Below are 15,929 nucleotides of genomic sequence, written 5' to 3' on the forward strand. Positions count from 1 at the left end.
TAATTAAACTAAATCGATTATCACACAATTAAATCTTAAAATCACTAATTTAGTTGAGCTTATAAAGAGTTTGAAATAATTTTTATGACCTACTATAGGATAAATATATTAAGAATTTTTTTCTTTTAATTGAAGTTGAGTTTGAATATCTTTATTTAATATTTCAACCCATTTGTTGTAACTTCTATCGATTTTATTTTCTACTTTATCATAGCTTAAACCTACAGAATCTTTATATTGAATAGAGTAGCCTTGTTCTGAATATGGAATATTAACAACAACAAAGTGTCCTTTATACAATAGTTTACCAGTAAGCTCATCTGATTTATCGCCATTTCCAATAATCCAACCGCGTTGCTTTCCAGCAGCAATGATTGATTCTTTTATTTGTTCTTTATTAAGTTGGGCAGGTATTGGTTGATCATTTAAATTATGAACCGATTGAGCACAACTTACTAAAAAAATAGCTAAAATGATCGTACTTAAAGCTGTAAATATTGATTTTAATTTCATATTAAATTTCCTTATAAGTATATGTTTCTTAAAATAAAAATATCTATTCAATTATTACATATTTATTAATAAAAATCATTATGTTTTAAGGTTGTATAAAAGCTTATTTACTAGTTGATATGATTATTATATTCGTCATAATTAATTTAGATATGAAAAAATTTTTAAAAGTATGAAGGTTTGTTTGAATGGATGGAAAGCGGTTTCAAATAGTCTCAGTACTATTGATGATTGGAAAGAATGGGCGATATTATCAAAAAAACCTAAAGGAGATTTGATTTTAAATATTAATGAAATTCCTCCAATGCTTCGACGTCGTTGTAGTACAGCTAGTAAAATAGCTTTATCATTAGCTTTAGAGTTTATTGAGAGTAATAATATTGAAGCTGGTATTTTTTGTTCTCAACATGGAGAGTTACATAATACCGTAGATTTGTTTGAGCAAATTAAAAATAAAGAAGTACTTTCCCCAAATAAATTTTCACAATGTGTACATAATACTCCCTCAGGTTTATTGTCTATTCAAAAAAACTTAAATCTTCCTTTTAATTCTATTTCAGCAGGGTGCGAAACTTTCCAAATGGGATTAATAGATGCAATCGCTCAGTTGAAGGATAAAAAAAATGTTTTATTTATCATTTTTGATGAAAAAAATCCAGAAGTATATAGTAAACTTAACATTGACTATGATTTAGATTATGGTTTAGCGCTATATGTTAGTAGTGAATATAAAGAAACTAGTATTGTTTTAGATATTGAGTTTGATACAAATCATATTAGTAAAACTGTGATGCCACCAGCTTTAATTTTTATAGCTTGGTTACTTGGAGATAGAAAAGAAACATTAGTATTACCGATGCTTAAAATAAAGGAGTTAAGTTCTTGATTACTAAGATAAGTAAATTATGGCGAATATTTGGAACAGGATTTTGTATAGTGCTTTTTACTATAGGAGCATTTATCTTAAGTTATATATATTTACCTTTAATTTCTTTGATAATTAGAAACAAAGAAAAACAAAAGACAGTAGCTCAATATGCTGTTTATGTTACTTTTAGAATATTTATTTTTATAGTTCATAATTTAGGTGTTATACGTTTTAAATTTGAAAATATGAATTTATTAAAAGAAGATAAGGGTTGTTTATTTATAGCTAATCATCCAACTTTAATTGATTATGTAGCAATAGTTTCTAAGCTTCCTCGTTGTGATAATATGGTAAAAAAAGAGCTTTGGGAGAATTTTTTTTATAAAAATTTAATAGATGTTGCAGGATATATTCCAAATATTGATGCGGAACAAACATTTAATCAAATAAAAGAGACTTTTGCTAAAGGTAACAATTTACTAATGTTTCCAGAAGGAACTCGCACAGTTCCAGATCAACCAATCACATTTAAAAGAGGAGCTGCGCAAATAGCTTTAAGAGTTAAAGCTAAAATACGTTTAATTCATCTAGATTGTCAACCGGTGACTTTGACAAAACAAAAAAAATGGTATAGCCTTCCCGACAAACAGCCAAAGTTTAAGATAACTGTAGGAGAAAAAATAGACCCTGCAGATTTTCTGAACAAAGCTGATGATTTACCATCACTTGCAGCAAGGCAGCTTACTCGTTATTTACAGCAACAATTTATACAGGATAGTATTATGATGGAACAAGAAATTAAAGAGATGATAATAGAGGTATTAAATCTTGAAGATATTTCTCCTGAGGAAATAAAGTCTGATGAGCCTCTTTTTGGAGATGGTTTAGGATTAGATTCTATTGATGCATTAGAGCTAGGAGTTGCTATCAAAAAGCGATATAATATTACTTTAGATTCTAGTAACAATGAAATACGTAATCATTTTAGTTCAGTATCAGCTCTTGCTAAATTTATTGAATCTCAAAATAAATAGGAGAATATATGCAAATTTCTCATGAAGGTATTTTTCAAGAACTTCAACAAATGTTACATAAACTTTTTGAGTTAGATATAGATGATATTACTTTAGAGTCACGTTTATATGAAGATTTAGACCTTGATAGTATAGATGCTGTTGACTTAATAGTTCACTTACAATCAATAACTAAACATAAATTTAAACCGGAAGAATTCAAAGCTGTTAGAACAGTATCAGATGTTGTAGAAGTAATCTATCAAACACTTAAAAATCAGAAAAATTAAATAATTATTAGTATGAGATCACTAATAAAATCATTAGTTATAACTTTAATTATCATTTACCCATTCATAGTTTTTTTTAGTTTAAAGTGGTTTTCAATACGTTATCTTAGTTTATTAATTCTTTTTATATTCTGCTTACGTCTTTTAGTAATTAATCAAGTTAAGAAAAATAATCTGATATGGATAATACTAACCTTATTAGGAATATCTTTAGCTATTGTAGGTATGCTTAGTGATAGTATTATATTTATTCAGTTATACCCTATATTTGTAAGTTTAACTTTATTCTGTGTATTTTCTTTTTCTTTATTTCAGCCTTATAGTTTTATTACAAATATAGCCATAAAAATTAATAAAGGTCCTTTACCTAATTATGTTGTAGAGTATACAAGGAAAGTTACTATTGTCTGGTGTATTTTTTTTGCTTTTAATGCGATTATCGCTAGCTTAACTATTCTCAGTAAATCTATAAAATTATGGACTCTATATAATGGGCTTTTGAGCTATATACTAATAGGGGCGCTAATTTCTGGTGAATGGATTGTTCGAGGGTATGTAAGAAGAAATCATGAACAGAAGTAAAAACTTAACTTTTATTAGTCAACTTGAATATTTACATTTAAATCCAGACCAGATTATTTTTCTAGATGAAGAGAGAAGAATAGACTCTAAAACTTTTATAAGAAATATTACAACACTATCTTTAATGTGGACAGAGAAATTTCATAAGAAAGATAGCATAGCTTTAGTGATTAATAATTTTTACTCATTTATTTGTGCTTGGTTTGCTTGTCAGATACTTGGAAAGAAGATAGTTATATTACCTAACAATCAAGTTGGGACATTAGAATCATTATCAAATTATTATGATACAGTCATTTATGATGAAGATGTAGATTTCAATACTGAATCTATATATAAACCATTAGATATAAGCTTATGTACAGAAACAATATTTTTTACTTCTGGATCTAGTGGAGATTACAAAGCTTATTCTCGTACTATCAAAGAGCTTGAAAATGAAAGTACAGCTATAAATAAATGCTTAAATAATTATATTTCAACAGAAGCTGTAATTTATGCTACAGTATCTCATCAACATTTATATGGTTTTAGCTTTTATTTTTTATGGGCTTTTTTAAGTGGACATTTAATACAAACACAACGTTTAATTTCTCCGGAAGGTATACTTAATAGATTGGTTAAAAACAACGCTCTAATAGTCACTACTCCTATAATGATTTCACATTTGGATAAATCTAGTATGATAGGAGAAGATACTTTAGTGCTTTCTTCAGCAAGTGCTTTAAGTAGGGAAAATGCTTTATCTTTTTTTGAAAAATATAAAAAAGAAGTATTAGAAATATATGGTAGTACTGAAACTGGTGTGATTGCTTACAGAAGACAAATAGCGCAGTCAGATTGGAAATGTTTTTCTGGAGTAGAAATTAGCATAGATTCAAATTCACAATTAATAGTAAAATCTGATTTTTTTTCGAATAGTCAACAATGCATGGCTGATAAAGTTAAGATAAATGAAAATAATAATTTTACTTTACTAGGAAGAGTCGATCGTATAGTAAAGTTAGCAGGAAAAAGATTATCTTTATCAGCAATGGAAAATTATTTAAACTCTCATTTATGGATAAAAGATAATTGTTGTATTTTATGTAGCTCTTATCGTGAATATATAGGAGTCTTATTAGTTTTATCTGAAGAAGGAAAGATAGCTTTAAATAGTTTAGAAAAGCCTCTATTTACTCGACAATTAAAAAGCTACTTGTTAGACTATTATAGTTTAGAGACATTACCTAAAAAATGGCGAATTGTATCTAAAATCCCTGTGAATACACAAGGAAAGAGAGTATTGGTCGAAATTTTAAAAGAATTTGAGTAACAACTATGATAAAACATTATCCAGAGATAAAAAATGTTGAAAAACATAGTGTTGACGAGATTACATTAAATTTTATAGTATCCCCTGAATATGAAGGTTTTAATGGACATTTTCTTAATCAACCAATTTTTCCTGGAGTTGGACAAATAGATTTAGTAATTAAAAGTTCATGTGAACAATTTCAATTAGATCCATATCAGTTTTGTGATATTCCACAAATTAAATTTATGAAAATCATTCTTCCAAATGATAGCCTAAGTTTGCATTTAGTAAGAGAAAATAATGCTATAAGTTTTAGATTTCATATATGGGAACATATGATTTCTCAGGGGAAAATTAAATATGTATAAAAATAAATTATGTATAGTTATACCAGTATATAGACATGGTAAGCAGTTAGGTAAAACTTTAGAAAATCTTTCAGTATATAATTTAGATATTATATTAGTTGATGATGGAAATGATTCTGAAACAAAAAATATAATTGACAACCTACATCAAAAGTTTTCTCAAGTTATAGCTGTAGAGTCTTTAGAGACAAATCAAGGAAAAGGTATAGCTGTAACAGTAGGGGCAAAGAAAGCTCTAGAATTAGATTATACTCATATGCTACAAATAGATGCTGATGGACAGCATAATAGTAAAGATATTCCTAGATTTATTGATGAAATGAACAAATATCCTGAGGCTATGATTTCAGGACTGCCTCAATATGATGAAAGTATACCTAAAAGTCGTTTACATGGACGTAAAATTACTAATTTTTGGGTAGCAATAGAGACGTGGTCTTTAAATATTCCTGAAGCGATGTGTGGTTTTAGGATTTATCCTCTAAAATCATTTTTGAAATTATCAGAATTCAAAGTATTTGCTAGTCGTATGAGTTTTGATATAGATGTACTTGTTCGTTTATATTGGTTTGGAGTAGATATTCGCTTTATCCCGACTAAAGTTATTTATCCTAAAGATGGATATTCAAATTTTGCAATGTTTAAAGATAATGCAAGAATATCATTAACACATACTCGTTTATTTTTTGGAATGTTATTACGTATTCCTATGTTATTACTTAGGAAACTTAGGAAATGAATAAGCATTGGTCTCAGATAAAAGAAGCTGGTGGATTAATAGGACTAAAGTTTACTTTATGGAGTTATATAATTTTAGGTAGGCAAGTTACTTATTTTATAATGTATTTTGTGATGATCTATTATTTCTTAATCTTTTCTAATGCAAGAAATGCTTCTTTTGATTATATAAGACATCTTAAACCTAATATCTCTAAGCTTAATTTATGGCTATATAGTTTTCGTCATTTTCTTAGCTTTGGGAGAATGTTGATTGACAAATTCGCAGTTTGGAATAAAAAAATTACATCAGAAGATTTGGTTTTTACAAATAGCTCTAAAGAAAACTTAGAGCAAGCAATAAATAGAAAAAAGGGTGGCATTATTTTTACTGCCCATTTAGGAAATCTAGAGGTTGCAAGAGCTTTATCTAAGTATAACTCCAATATCAAAATTAATGCTTTAGTTTTTAGCAAAAATGCTCAGAAGTTAAATGAGTTATTAACTAAAGTAAATCCTGAATTTAAAATAGGAATGATATCTTTACAGCAGCCAATGCCAGATTTGGCTATTCAACTACATGATAAAATAGAAGCAGGTGAATTTATAGTAATTGCTGGAGATAGAACTTCAGTAACAAAACATGAAAGAAATTTAGAAGTAAATTTTCTTGGAGATAGTGCACCTTTCCCAGAGGGAGCTTTTGTTTTAGCAGGGTTATTAAAATGCCCATGCTATTTTATGATTTGTCCTAGGACTAATAAAAATAAATTTGATTTTATTTTTGAAAATTTTGCATTGGAAGGAATTAGTTTTGAACGCAAAGATAGAAAAAATCAATTAATTAAATATGCTCAGGAATACGCTGATAGATTAAGTCATTTTTGTAATATCTATCCGTTAGAATGGTTTAATTTTTTTGACTTTTGGAATAAGGAGAGAAAGAGTGTCTAAAGATACAGTTTATTTCTCTCATAGTACATTGATAGAAGTTCCTTTTTTTGATGTAGATAGCCTGCAAATTGTGTGGCATGGACATTATATTAAATATTTTGAGATAGCTCGTTGTGCGATGTTGAATAAATTAGAATATAATTATATTCATATGAAAAATGATGGTTATGCATGGCCAATAGTTGATTTACAATTAAAATATATTAAGCCAGCATATTTTGGTCAAAAAATAAGAGTATTTTGTGACTTGGTTGAATATGAAAATAGATTAAAGATAGTTTATTGTGTTAAAGATGAAAAAAGTAATGAGATTCTTACTAAGGGATATACTATACAGTTAGCTGTAGATTTAAATACACAAAGAGCTTGTTTTATTACTCCACAAAATTGGCAAAAAAAGATAAAGGAAATTTGTAATGTTTAGAATATTAATTACAATAGTAAGTTTTTTTATAGTAACTATTAGTATGGCTACACCAATAGCAGATCAACCAAACTTCTTAGCGGTTGAAAAACAATTAACTAAAAATTCTAATATTTCAGGAAATTTTGAGCAAACAAGACATATAGATGGATTGCAAACTCCTTTAACTTCATCAGGGACATTTAAACTATCACCAGAATCTGGGTTATACTGGAATCAAGATAAACCTTTTAAATCAATACTTAAAGTAACTAAAGATAGTCTTGAACAAACTGTTATGGATAATCCTCCTACAATTCTCACTAGAGATCAGCAACCTGTTGTTTTCACATTCACTCAAGTTTTTATGTCAATATTACAGGGAAATACAGATTCTATAGAACAATATTTTAATGCTTCATTTAAAGGAAATACTAAAGATTGGGAGATTACTCTAACTCCAAAAGCTAATATCATAAGTAAAGCTATAGAAAGTATTTATTTGAAAGGATCTAATACTATAGATTTTGTTAAAGTTATTGATACTGAAGGTAATATTGTAAATATCAAATTTAGTAATGTGGTTATTAAATAATGGATTATAAATTTAGGCTACGTTTTCTTGCGTGGCTAGCTATTATAATTAGCTCATCTATTGTATTTGGCACATTAATTTTTAAAGGATTCCCTCTTAATACAAATGTGCTTTCTCTTTTACCTGAAAAGCAAACAACCCCTGCTTTTTCTGCGGCATCAGAAACATTTTCATCACGTATGGGGAATAAAGTTATATTTTTGATTAGCGCACCAGATGAAGATCAAGCAATTAAAGCGACTGAAGAATTTAGTGATAAATTAAAGCAAAGTCAGCTATTTAAGCGTATATTTAAAGGAGTGAATGAGGCAGAACAACAATCTTGGGGAACTTTTTACTTTCCTTATAGATTACAGCTTTTAAAACCAAGTGATGAAAAATTATTAGTCAATAATAATGAAAATAAAATTGTTGAAAATGCTTTAGTATCTTTATATAGTCCAATGGGAATAGCTAATCGTAAATTATTAGATAATGATCCATTCTTTTTATATCAAAATTATTTATTAAGTTTACCACGACCATCATCAGCTTTAGATTTACATAAAGGCTATTTGACCACTAAATATGGTGAACGTTGGTATGTAATGTTACAAACCCAAATATCAGGTAATAGTTTCTCACTGACAACTCAAGAGACTATTATTAAAGCTATAGACAATGCAACAGCAGAAATATCCCAAAATGGGGTAAAAGTTTTAAGAACTGGAATGCTATTTTATGCTCAAAATGGCTCAGATACAGCCCAGCATGAAGTAAGTACTATAGGTGTTGGCTCTCTAGTAGGAATTATTTTACTTGTTTTATTTACATTTAGATCATTACGTCCTCTCGTATTTACTCTAGTATCAGTTGCTAGTGGTTTTATAGTGGCTTTTGTCGTTACTTATCTATGGTTTGGAAGTGTTTTTCTATTTACTCTAGTATTTGGAGCTAGTTTAATAGGTATCTCTGTAGATTATGCATTTTTCTATTACTCTGAAAGGTTATTGGGAGATGAAAAATGGACACCAGCATTAGGATTTAAACGAATATTTTGGGGTATTACGTTAGGTTTACTAAATGTAATTATTTCTTTCATAGTAATATCAATAGCACCATTTCCTGGGCTGCATCAGTTAGCAGTGTTTGCGATAACAGGCTTATCTATTTCTTATTTAACTGTTATATGTTTATTTCCATATGTAATACAAAAAACACCAACTCCTAATAAAAAGCCGATTTTATTAATTTGCTCAGATAAGTATCTAGAAATTTGGAAAAATATATCTAAAATATCAATTGTAATAATTTTAACAATAATAGCTCTTGTTATAATTGCAGGAAACTTTCAAGTTAAAGCAAATGATGATATCCATATTCTAGAGTCAACCTCTCAAGAACTCAAAAATACAGAAAATACCGTAAAGAAAATTACTGGTAGTAATATGGGAATGAGTTATTTAATAGTTTTAGCTGATAATAATGAGATTCTTTTACAGCGAGCTAATAATATTAGTGAAAAAATTTATACAGAATTTTCTAATATAAATAATCCTTTAATAAGTATTAGTGACTATATACCAACTGTTGATAAGCAGAAAAATAATTATGACTTAGTCAAAAAATTAATTTCTGCACAGCTTATTAATTATCTAGAAAAAATTGGCTATGATAATAGTCAAGCACAAAAAGTAAAAAAGAATCTTGATAATATAAGTTTTAAAGAATTGACTCTAGATTCTTGGCTTGATGCTCGCATATCTCAACAATTAAAATTTTTATGGCTTGGAGATCAAGAGGGGCAAAAAGCAATGGCTATAACTCTTTCTGAACGTATAAACTTAGATCAGCTAGAATCAATAGTAAAAGATCAAGAAGGAGTATACTTAGTTAATAAAGCTGATGAAATTAGTGATATTTTTGCGCATTATCGTGTAATGATAAATAACTTACTATTTTTAGTTGCAGCTTTACTATGGATATTATTATCTTTTCGTTATTCTTTTAAGAAAGCTTTTATTTATTTAATAACTCCAGTATTAGCATGTTCAGGAGCATTAGGAATATTAGGTTGGTTTGACATTCCTCTAACATTATTTAGTTTATTAGCATTAATCTTAGTTTTAGGAATATCTATGGATTACGTTATTTTCTTAGCTGAAAGTAAAAAACAGTATCAAAGTACTATGTTAGCTTTACTATTATCAGCTATCACAACCGTATTATCATTTGGCTTATTATCATTAAGCTCAACACCAGCTATTCATTATTTTGGATTAACTGTATTAGTCGGAATAGTTTTAGCATTTTTATTAGCTCCTTTAGCGTTAAGGCTAACAGAATATGAAAATTAAGAGTTTATTTTTAGTTTTATTTATTTCATTAAGCGGTTGTGCAATTTTTGAAAATAAAGAAAATACAGATACTAAAGTAGAATTTTTACCAAATACAATGGTTACATTACCAAAGCCTAATTCATTAGATTTAGATATGAATATTTCTCAAATTGTATCTGCTACTTATCATGTTAATGAAAAAACTTCTAACTTCAGTACTCAAGTTGAAATCATAGTAGATTCTAAGCATATAATGATGATAGCACTTTCTGGTTGGGGAGGCTCTTTATTTAAGCTAGATTACAATGGTAATAAAATTGAAAGTAGCAGTTTACCTATGCCAAATCAAAATATGGGCGTTAAAGAAAGTTTATTAGAATTTATTATTAGTTATGCACCTTCTCCAGTTGTTGAAAAAATGTTTACTGGGACTGGAATTGTTTTACAACAAGAATCAAAAGAACGTTGTTTAGTTAAAGATGATGAGAAAATAATGTGTATAGAATATAAATCAGAAAAACCTTGGTTAGGTTCAGTATTAATTCATAATTATCATTATAACTATACAGTAAAAATAGATACATTATCTTATAAACTTAATAAATAACTTTTATGCAAAATAATCTAAATATAAAGGCCTTTTTTGCACTATTAATATGTATATTTTTCTGGTCTTCTGCTTTTGTTTGTATCAGACATTTTATGACTCATAACTATAACTCAGGATCTTTATCACTAGTAAGATACCTTATTGCTTCTTTGGCAATGCTATTTATATTTATTCCTTTAAAGCAAAAGGTTAAACCTACAGTAAAAGATTTAGTTTATTTTGCAGTATTAGGTTTTTTAGGATTCTTTATATATAGTGTTTTTTTAAATGAAGGAGAAAAATTTGTTAGTGCGGGAGTTGCTAATTTTATTATTTTCCAAGTTCCTATAGTAGAAATAGTTTTAGCTATCTTATTTTTAAATGAGAGAATTAATAAATTTGGGGTGTTAGGCTTAACTATTTGTATGTTAGGGGCAGGAGCTATTTTAGTTGCTAGTAATAGTGAAATACGTTTTTTAGGAGTACTATACGTATATATAGCCGCATTTGCAGGAGCTATATATACAGCCTTTCAGAAGAAAATTTTAGTAAAATTTCATCCTATTGAAGCTGTAGCTTATTTTATATGGTTTGGAACATTATTCTTATTGATTTTTTCTAACCAAGCAATTAAAGACTTTTCTCATACCTCTTTATTAGATGTTAGTATGGTCATATATATGGGAATATTTCCTGGAGCTTTATCGTATCTTTTATGGGGATATGCTTTTAAACATCTAAAAGTCTCTATTGCTGCTAGCTCATTATATGTAATGCCTTTATTTACAATATTTTTAGGGTGGGTATTTTTAGATGAAGTACCAAAAGCTTTAAGTATTATCGGTGGAATTGTTGCAGTGTTCGGAGCCGTTGTTATTACAAGGTATGGAGTAAAAAAATAACTAGTTTTAAAAAACTCTTAAAAGGTCTATAATTATGACTTTATAATTATAATAAAACTATAAAATAGATATCTGCAAATTATAAATTGTAATAGGATTTTGTATGCAAATAGTCAATGAAATGAAAGACAAAGCTCTACATGAAGTTGTAGAGGCAAATGATAGAAAAATTTTAGAAGATATAAGAGTAAAATATTTAGGTAAAAAAGGCGAATTAACAGGCATGATGAAGTTAATAGCTACATTGCCAAATGAAGAAAAGCCAATGCTTGGACAAGCTGTTAATATAGCTAAACAAGCTCTACAAGATGCTTTAAATGAGAAATTATCTATTCTTGAGCAGAAAGAAATAAATGAAAAACTCACTAAAGAAAAAATAGATATTACTTTACCTGGAGTGGGTCAATCTCAAGGAAATCTTCATCCTATTACAAATACATTAAATAGAATCGAATCTTTTTTTAAACAAAATGGGTTTGATATTGAGTTTGGGCCTGAGATTGAAAGTGATTATTACAATTTTGAAACATTAAATATTCCATCTCATCATCCTGCTAGAGCAATGCATGATACTTTTTATGTTGATGGTACACATGTTCTAAGAACGCATACTTCAGGTGTACAGATTCGTACAATGGAGAAAAGAAATCCACCTATTAGAATCATTGCTCCAGGAAGAGTTTATCGTTGTGATTCTGATATTACTCACACACCTATGTTTCATCAAGTGGAAGGGTTATTAGTAGATAAAGAAGTTTCATTTGCAGATTTAAAAGGCTTGTTACACGCATTTTTAAGTTCATTCTTTGAGAAAGATTTAAAAGTAAGATTTAGACCATCATATTTTCCATTTACAGAACCTTCCGCTGAAGCAGATATTGAATGTGTGATGTGTAATGGTAAAGGCTGTAGAGTTTGTAAACAAACAGGTTGGCTAGAAGTACTTGGTTGTGGAATGGTACATCCTAAAGTTCTAAAAGCAGGAAATATAGATTCTGAAGAGTATCAAGGTTTCGCTTTTGGTATGGGAGTAGAAAGGTTATCTATGTTGAGACATGGAATAGATGATCTAAGAATGTTTTTTGAAAACGATTTAAGATTTTTAAAACAGTTTTAATATTTTGAGGTTATAGATGAAGTTTAGTCATAAATGGTTAAATGAATATTTAGCAGATATACAAAGTTCACAAGATTTAGCAGATACACTTACATTAGCTGGATTAGAAGTTGATGCAATAGAGCCAGTAGTTAAAGATAAAGTAACTAATGTTGTTGTTGGTCATATTAAAGCTATTGCTAAGCATCCTGATGCAGATAAGCTTAATGTTTGTACAGTTGATGTTGCAGAACCAGAGCTTTTAACAATTGTTTGTGGTGCGAGTAATATATATGAAGGTATGAAAGCTCCTGTTGCTAAGATAGGTGCAGTATTACCAGGTGATTTTAAAATTAAAAAATCTAAGTTAAGAGGGCAAGAATCATTTGGAATGATGTGCTCAGAAGAGGAGCTTGGTCTTTTAGAAAAAGCAGATGGTTTAATGGATTTACCTTCAGATGCTCCTATAGGCACAGATATAAATGAATATCTTGGTTTAAATGATAATACACTAGAAGTTGATTTAACTCCTAATAGAGCAGATTGTCTAAGTGTTTATGGTATTGCTCGTGAAGTTGCTGCTTTGAGAAATATCAAATTAAAGCCTTTACATATAAAAAATCCAGTTGTTGAAATAGCAGAGACTAAAGAAGTATCTATAACAGCTATAGATGCATGTAAAGCTTATTATGGCTGTATAATTAGAGATGTAGATAATTCTGTAGAAACTCCATTATGGATGGTAGAGAAGCTTAGAAGAAGTGGTATAGGGTCTATTTCATTCTTAGTTGATGTAACTAATTATGTGCTTCTTTTCACTGGTCAACCTATGCATGCTTTTGATTTAGACAAATTAGAAGGTGGAATTAATGTTCGATATGCTAAAGATAAAGAGAAATTAACTCTACTAGATGAAACAGAAGTTGAATTAGAGAGTGATACTCTAGTTATTGCAGATGAGAAAAAAGCTTTAGCTATGGCTGGTGTTATGGGAGGTCTTGACTCAGCAATTTCAGATTCAACTAAAAATATATTTTTAGAAAGCGCATTCTTTGTCCCAGAGAAAATAGCTGGAAAAGCTCGTAAATATAATTTACATACAGATTCTTCTCATAGATTTGAAAGAGGTGTTGATCCACAGCTAGCTCAACAAGCTATGAAATTAGCTATACAACTAATAGTTGAAATAGCAGGTGGAAAAGTAGCTCCTATACATGGTAGTGAGGATGCAGATTTTTTAAATTCTAAACGAACCATAAAACTTTCTGTAATTAAGTTAAATAAAGTTCTAGGAACTCAGTTTGATTCTGATTATATTGCTAATGTATTAAAGTCATTACATATGACAGTTAATAAAATAGATAATACAACTTTAGAAGTTATAGCGCCATCATATCGTTTTGATATGGAAATTCAGGAAGATTTAATAGAAGAAATAGCTAGAATTTATGGTTATAGTAAGCTTCCAGAGACTATGCCTCAATATAAAGCACAAAAAGTTAATATATCGGAAGAAAAAGAATCTCTTCAGTCATTAAAATCAAAGCTAGTTGATAGAGGTTATTATGAAACTATTAACTATAGCTTTATAGATCCTAAGCATGATGAGTATTTTTTTGATGAAAGAGGTATTTCTTTACAAAATCCTATTTCTCAAGATTTATCAGTGATGAGGCAATCACTTATTCCCGGACTTTTAAATACTTTTAAAGCTAATATTAATAGACAGCAAAATCGTGTAAGGATTTTTGAAGAAGGTGTTTGTTTCTTTAAAAATGCTGAGCAAAGAATTGAGAGTCCAAAATTTGCTGGTCTTATATTTGGAGATGTTAATCCAACAACATGGAGTAGTAATAGAGCTGTTGACTTTTTTGATGTTAAAAGTAATATAGAAGCATTATGTTCTCATATTAAGAATTTATCATTTAAAGTTTGTGATGATATACATTGGCTACATCCAGGACAATCTGCTTACATTTATTCCGATAATAAGAAAATAGGTATAGTAGGAGTTTTACATCCAACGGCTCTAAAAGCATTACAAATAAAGTCAAAACCTCCTATAGTTTTTGAATTAGACTTAGTAGAGCTAACTAAAAAAGAAATAGTTAAATTTGAAAAGTTTTCAAAATTCCCATCTGTTTCTAGAGATATCTCATTCTTAGTTGCTAATGGAACTAATATTTCTGATATTTTAGAGCCTATAAAGAATCTAAATATATTCTCTTTAAAAGAGATTAATATCTCTAGTATGTTTGCAGTTTCTGAAGCACTTAGTATTTCTGTAAGATTCTTATTTAGTGATTTAAATAAAACACTTGAAGATGAAGCTATTAATAAATTTATGAATAAAATAATTAATTGTTTAGATAGTAATAGTCAAGTAACAGTTAATGATGACGTTAAGAATGCATATAGATAAAATAACTGTCCAACTTAAGGAAACCTTATGTTTATAATTGTCGCTGGAGCTATATTGTTACTTTGTGTTTTAGCTGTAGCTTTTAGTGTAAAAGTAGTTCCACAAGCTAATGAATATATAGTAGAAAGGTTTGGAAAATATCAACAAACTTTACACCCTGGTTTAGCTTTCATAATTCCTTTTGTAGATAGAGTAGCAAGTAAAGTTTCTATGAAAGAAACTGTTCTTAACATTAGAAAACAAGAAATAATTAGTAAAGATAATGCTAGTGTTGAAGTTGATGGCGTTGCTTTTTTCCAAATAATGGACTCTAAAAAAGTTTCTTATGTAGTTAATAATTTAGAGTGGGCATTAGAAAATATTATTATGACTAATATAAGGACTGTTTTAGGTTCTAAGGATCTTGATGAAATGCTTTCTGAGAGAGAAGATATGAATAGAAAACTATTACAAGTTTTAGATGAAGCAACAGATCCTTGGGGTGTCAAAGTTATTCGTGTAGAGATTAAGGATATCACTCCTCCTAGAGATCTTTTAGACTCTATGGCTAAACAGATGAAAGCTGAAAGAGAAAAGAGAGCTAGAATCTTAGATGCACAAGGTAAAAGGGAAGCAGCTATTTTAGAGGCTAGTGGTAAAAAAGAAGCGGCTATTTTAGATGCTGAGGGTGAAAAACAAGCAGCTATTTTAGAGGCTGAAGCTCAAAGACAAAGGCAAATTGTAGAAGCGGAAGGCTATAAAGAAGCTCAATTTAGAGAAGCTGAAGCTAGAGAAAGATTAGCACAAGCTGAAGCATTTAAATTAGATGCTATTTCAAAAGCAATTGTAGAAGGGAAGCTAGAATCAGTACATTACTCTGTTGCTAAAGAATATATTGAATCTCTTGGTAAGCTTACTGCATCAGGTAATTCAAAAACCATAATGCTCCCAGTTGAAGCTACAAGTATGCTAGGTTCATTAAGTGGGGTTTCTGAAATCTTAAAAAATAAAGGTAGATAAATA

Annotated in this window: 17 protein-coding genes; 16 read left to right on the forward strand and 1 reads right to left on the reverse strand. The window is 28.9% G+C overall.

Annotation, left to right across the window (positions count from 1 at the left end; translation table 11 throughout):
• Nucleotides 1-108: 108 nt before the first annotated feature.
• A complete protein-coding gene (locus tag DNK87_RS01230) occupies nt 109-513 on the reverse strand; it encodes a hypothetical protein (RefSeq protein ID WP_119330593.1) in 405 nt (134 codons plus the stop codon).
• Nucleotides 514-685: 172 nt separating this feature from the next.
• Here DNK87_RS01230 and DNK87_RS01235 point away from each other — a divergent pair, with 172 nt between their 5' ends.
• From DNK87_RS01235 to DNK87_RS01310, 16 genes are all read left to right on the forward strand, one after another.
• On the forward strand, nt 686-1,399 hold the full coding sequence (locus tag DNK87_RS01235) for a beta-ketoacyl synthase chain length factor (protein ID WP_119330592.1): 714 nt from the start codon (nt 686-688) through the stop codon (nt 1,397-1,399).
• A complete protein-coding gene (locus tag DNK87_RS09065) occupies nt 1,396-2,415 on the forward strand; it encodes a phosphopantetheine-binding protein (protein ID WP_119330591.1) in 1,020 nt (339 codons plus the stop codon). The genes DNK87_RS01235 and DNK87_RS09065 overlap by 4 nt, the downstream gene beginning before the upstream one ends.
• A gap of 8 nt (nt 2,416-2,423) precedes the next feature.
• A complete protein-coding gene (locus DNK87_RS01245; protein ID WP_119330590.1) occupies nt 2,424-2,684 on the forward strand; it encodes an acyl carrier protein in 261 nt (86 codons plus the stop codon).
• A 12-nt stretch (nt 2,685-2,696) separates the two neighbouring features.
• On the forward strand, nt 2,697-3,266 hold the full coding sequence (locus DNK87_RS01250; protein ID WP_119330589.1) for a COG4648 family protein: 570 nt from the start codon (nt 2,697-2,699) through the stop codon (nt 3,264-3,266).
• The gene (locus DNK87_RS01255) at nt 3,253-4,581 is read left to right on the forward strand and encodes an AMP-binding protein (protein ID WP_119330588.1); all 1,329 of its coding nucleotides are present in this window, start codon (nt 3,253-3,255) and stop codon (nt 4,579-4,581) included. The genes DNK87_RS01250 and DNK87_RS01255 overlap by 14 nt, the downstream gene beginning before the upstream one ends.
• A gap of 5 nt (nt 4,582-4,586) precedes the next feature.
• The gene (locus tag DNK87_RS01260; protein WP_119330587.1) at nt 4,587-4,931 is read left to right on the forward strand and encodes an ApeI family dehydratase; all 345 of its coding nucleotides are present in this window, start codon (nt 4,587-4,589) and stop codon (nt 4,929-4,931) included.
• Complete coding sequence (locus DNK87_RS01265; protein ID WP_119330586.1) at nt 4,924-5,670, forward strand: glycosyltransferase family 2 protein; 747 nt, start codon at nt 4,924-4,926, stop codon at nt 5,668-5,670. Before DNK87_RS01260 ends, DNK87_RS01265 begins: the two co-directional genes overlap by 8 nt.
• Nucleotides 5,667-6,602: a lysophospholipid acyltransferase family protein gene (locus DNK87_RS01270; protein ID WP_119330585.1), complete on the forward strand. Its 936-nt coding sequence runs from the start codon at nt 5,667-5,669 to the stop codon at nt 6,600-6,602. The genes DNK87_RS01265 and DNK87_RS01270 overlap by 4 nt, the downstream gene beginning before the upstream one ends.
• Nucleotides 6,595-7,026 carry an acyl-CoA thioesterase gene (locus DNK87_RS01275; RefSeq protein ID WP_119330584.1) on the forward strand — a complete coding sequence of 144 codons (432 nt, stop codon included), beginning with the start codon at nt 6,595-6,597 and terminating at the stop codon, nt 7,024-7,026. Before DNK87_RS01270 ends, DNK87_RS01275 begins: the two co-directional genes overlap by 8 nt.
• A complete protein-coding gene (locus tag DNK87_RS01280; protein WP_119330583.1) occupies nt 7,019-7,600 on the forward strand; it encodes an outer membrane lipoprotein carrier protein LolA in 582 nt (193 codons plus the stop codon). The genes DNK87_RS01275 and DNK87_RS01280 overlap by 8 nt, the downstream gene beginning before the upstream one ends.
• Complete coding sequence (locus DNK87_RS01285; RefSeq protein ID WP_119330582.1) at nt 7,600-9,936, forward strand: MMPL family transporter; 2,337 nt, start codon at nt 7,600-7,602, stop codon at nt 9,934-9,936. The genes DNK87_RS01280 and DNK87_RS01285 overlap by 1 nt, the downstream gene beginning before the upstream one ends.
• Nucleotides 9,926-10,525 carry a DUF3261 domain-containing protein gene (locus tag DNK87_RS01290; RefSeq protein ID WP_119330581.1) on the forward strand — a complete coding sequence of 200 codons (600 nt, stop codon included), beginning with the start codon at nt 9,926-9,928 and terminating at the stop codon, nt 10,523-10,525. The genes DNK87_RS01285 and DNK87_RS01290 overlap by 11 nt, the downstream gene beginning before the upstream one ends.
• 5 nt (nt 10,526-10,530) lie before the next feature.
• Nucleotides 10,531-11,409: a DMT family transporter gene (locus tag DNK87_RS01295; RefSeq protein ID WP_119330580.1), complete on the forward strand. Its 879-nt coding sequence runs from the start codon at nt 10,531-10,533 to the stop codon at nt 11,407-11,409.
• A gap of 103 nt (nt 11,410-11,512) precedes the next feature.
• On the forward strand, nt 11,513-12,526 hold the full coding sequence (gene pheS, locus DNK87_RS01300; protein WP_119330579.1) for a phenylalanine--tRNA ligase subunit alpha: 1,014 nt from the start codon (nt 11,513-11,515) through the stop codon (nt 12,524-12,526).
• 16 nt (nt 12,527-12,542) lie between these two features.
• On the forward strand, nt 12,543-14,927 hold the full coding sequence (pheT, locus tag DNK87_RS01305; protein ID WP_119330578.1) for a phenylalanine--tRNA ligase subunit beta: 2,385 nt from the start codon (nt 12,543-12,545) through the stop codon (nt 14,925-14,927).
• Between the two features lie 27 nt (nt 14,928-14,954).
• Nucleotides 14,955-15,926, forward strand: coding sequence for an SPFH domain-containing protein (locus DNK87_RS01310; protein WP_119330577.1), 972 nt, complete (start codon nt 14,955-14,957; stop codon nt 15,924-15,926).
• The last annotated feature ends 3 nt before the right edge of the window (nt 15,927-15,929 follow it).

The organism is Pseudofrancisella aestuarii (assembly GCF_003574475.2).
Taxonomy (GTDB): domain Bacteria; phylum Pseudomonadota; class Gammaproteobacteria; order Francisellales; family Francisellaceae; genus Francisella; species Francisella aestuarii.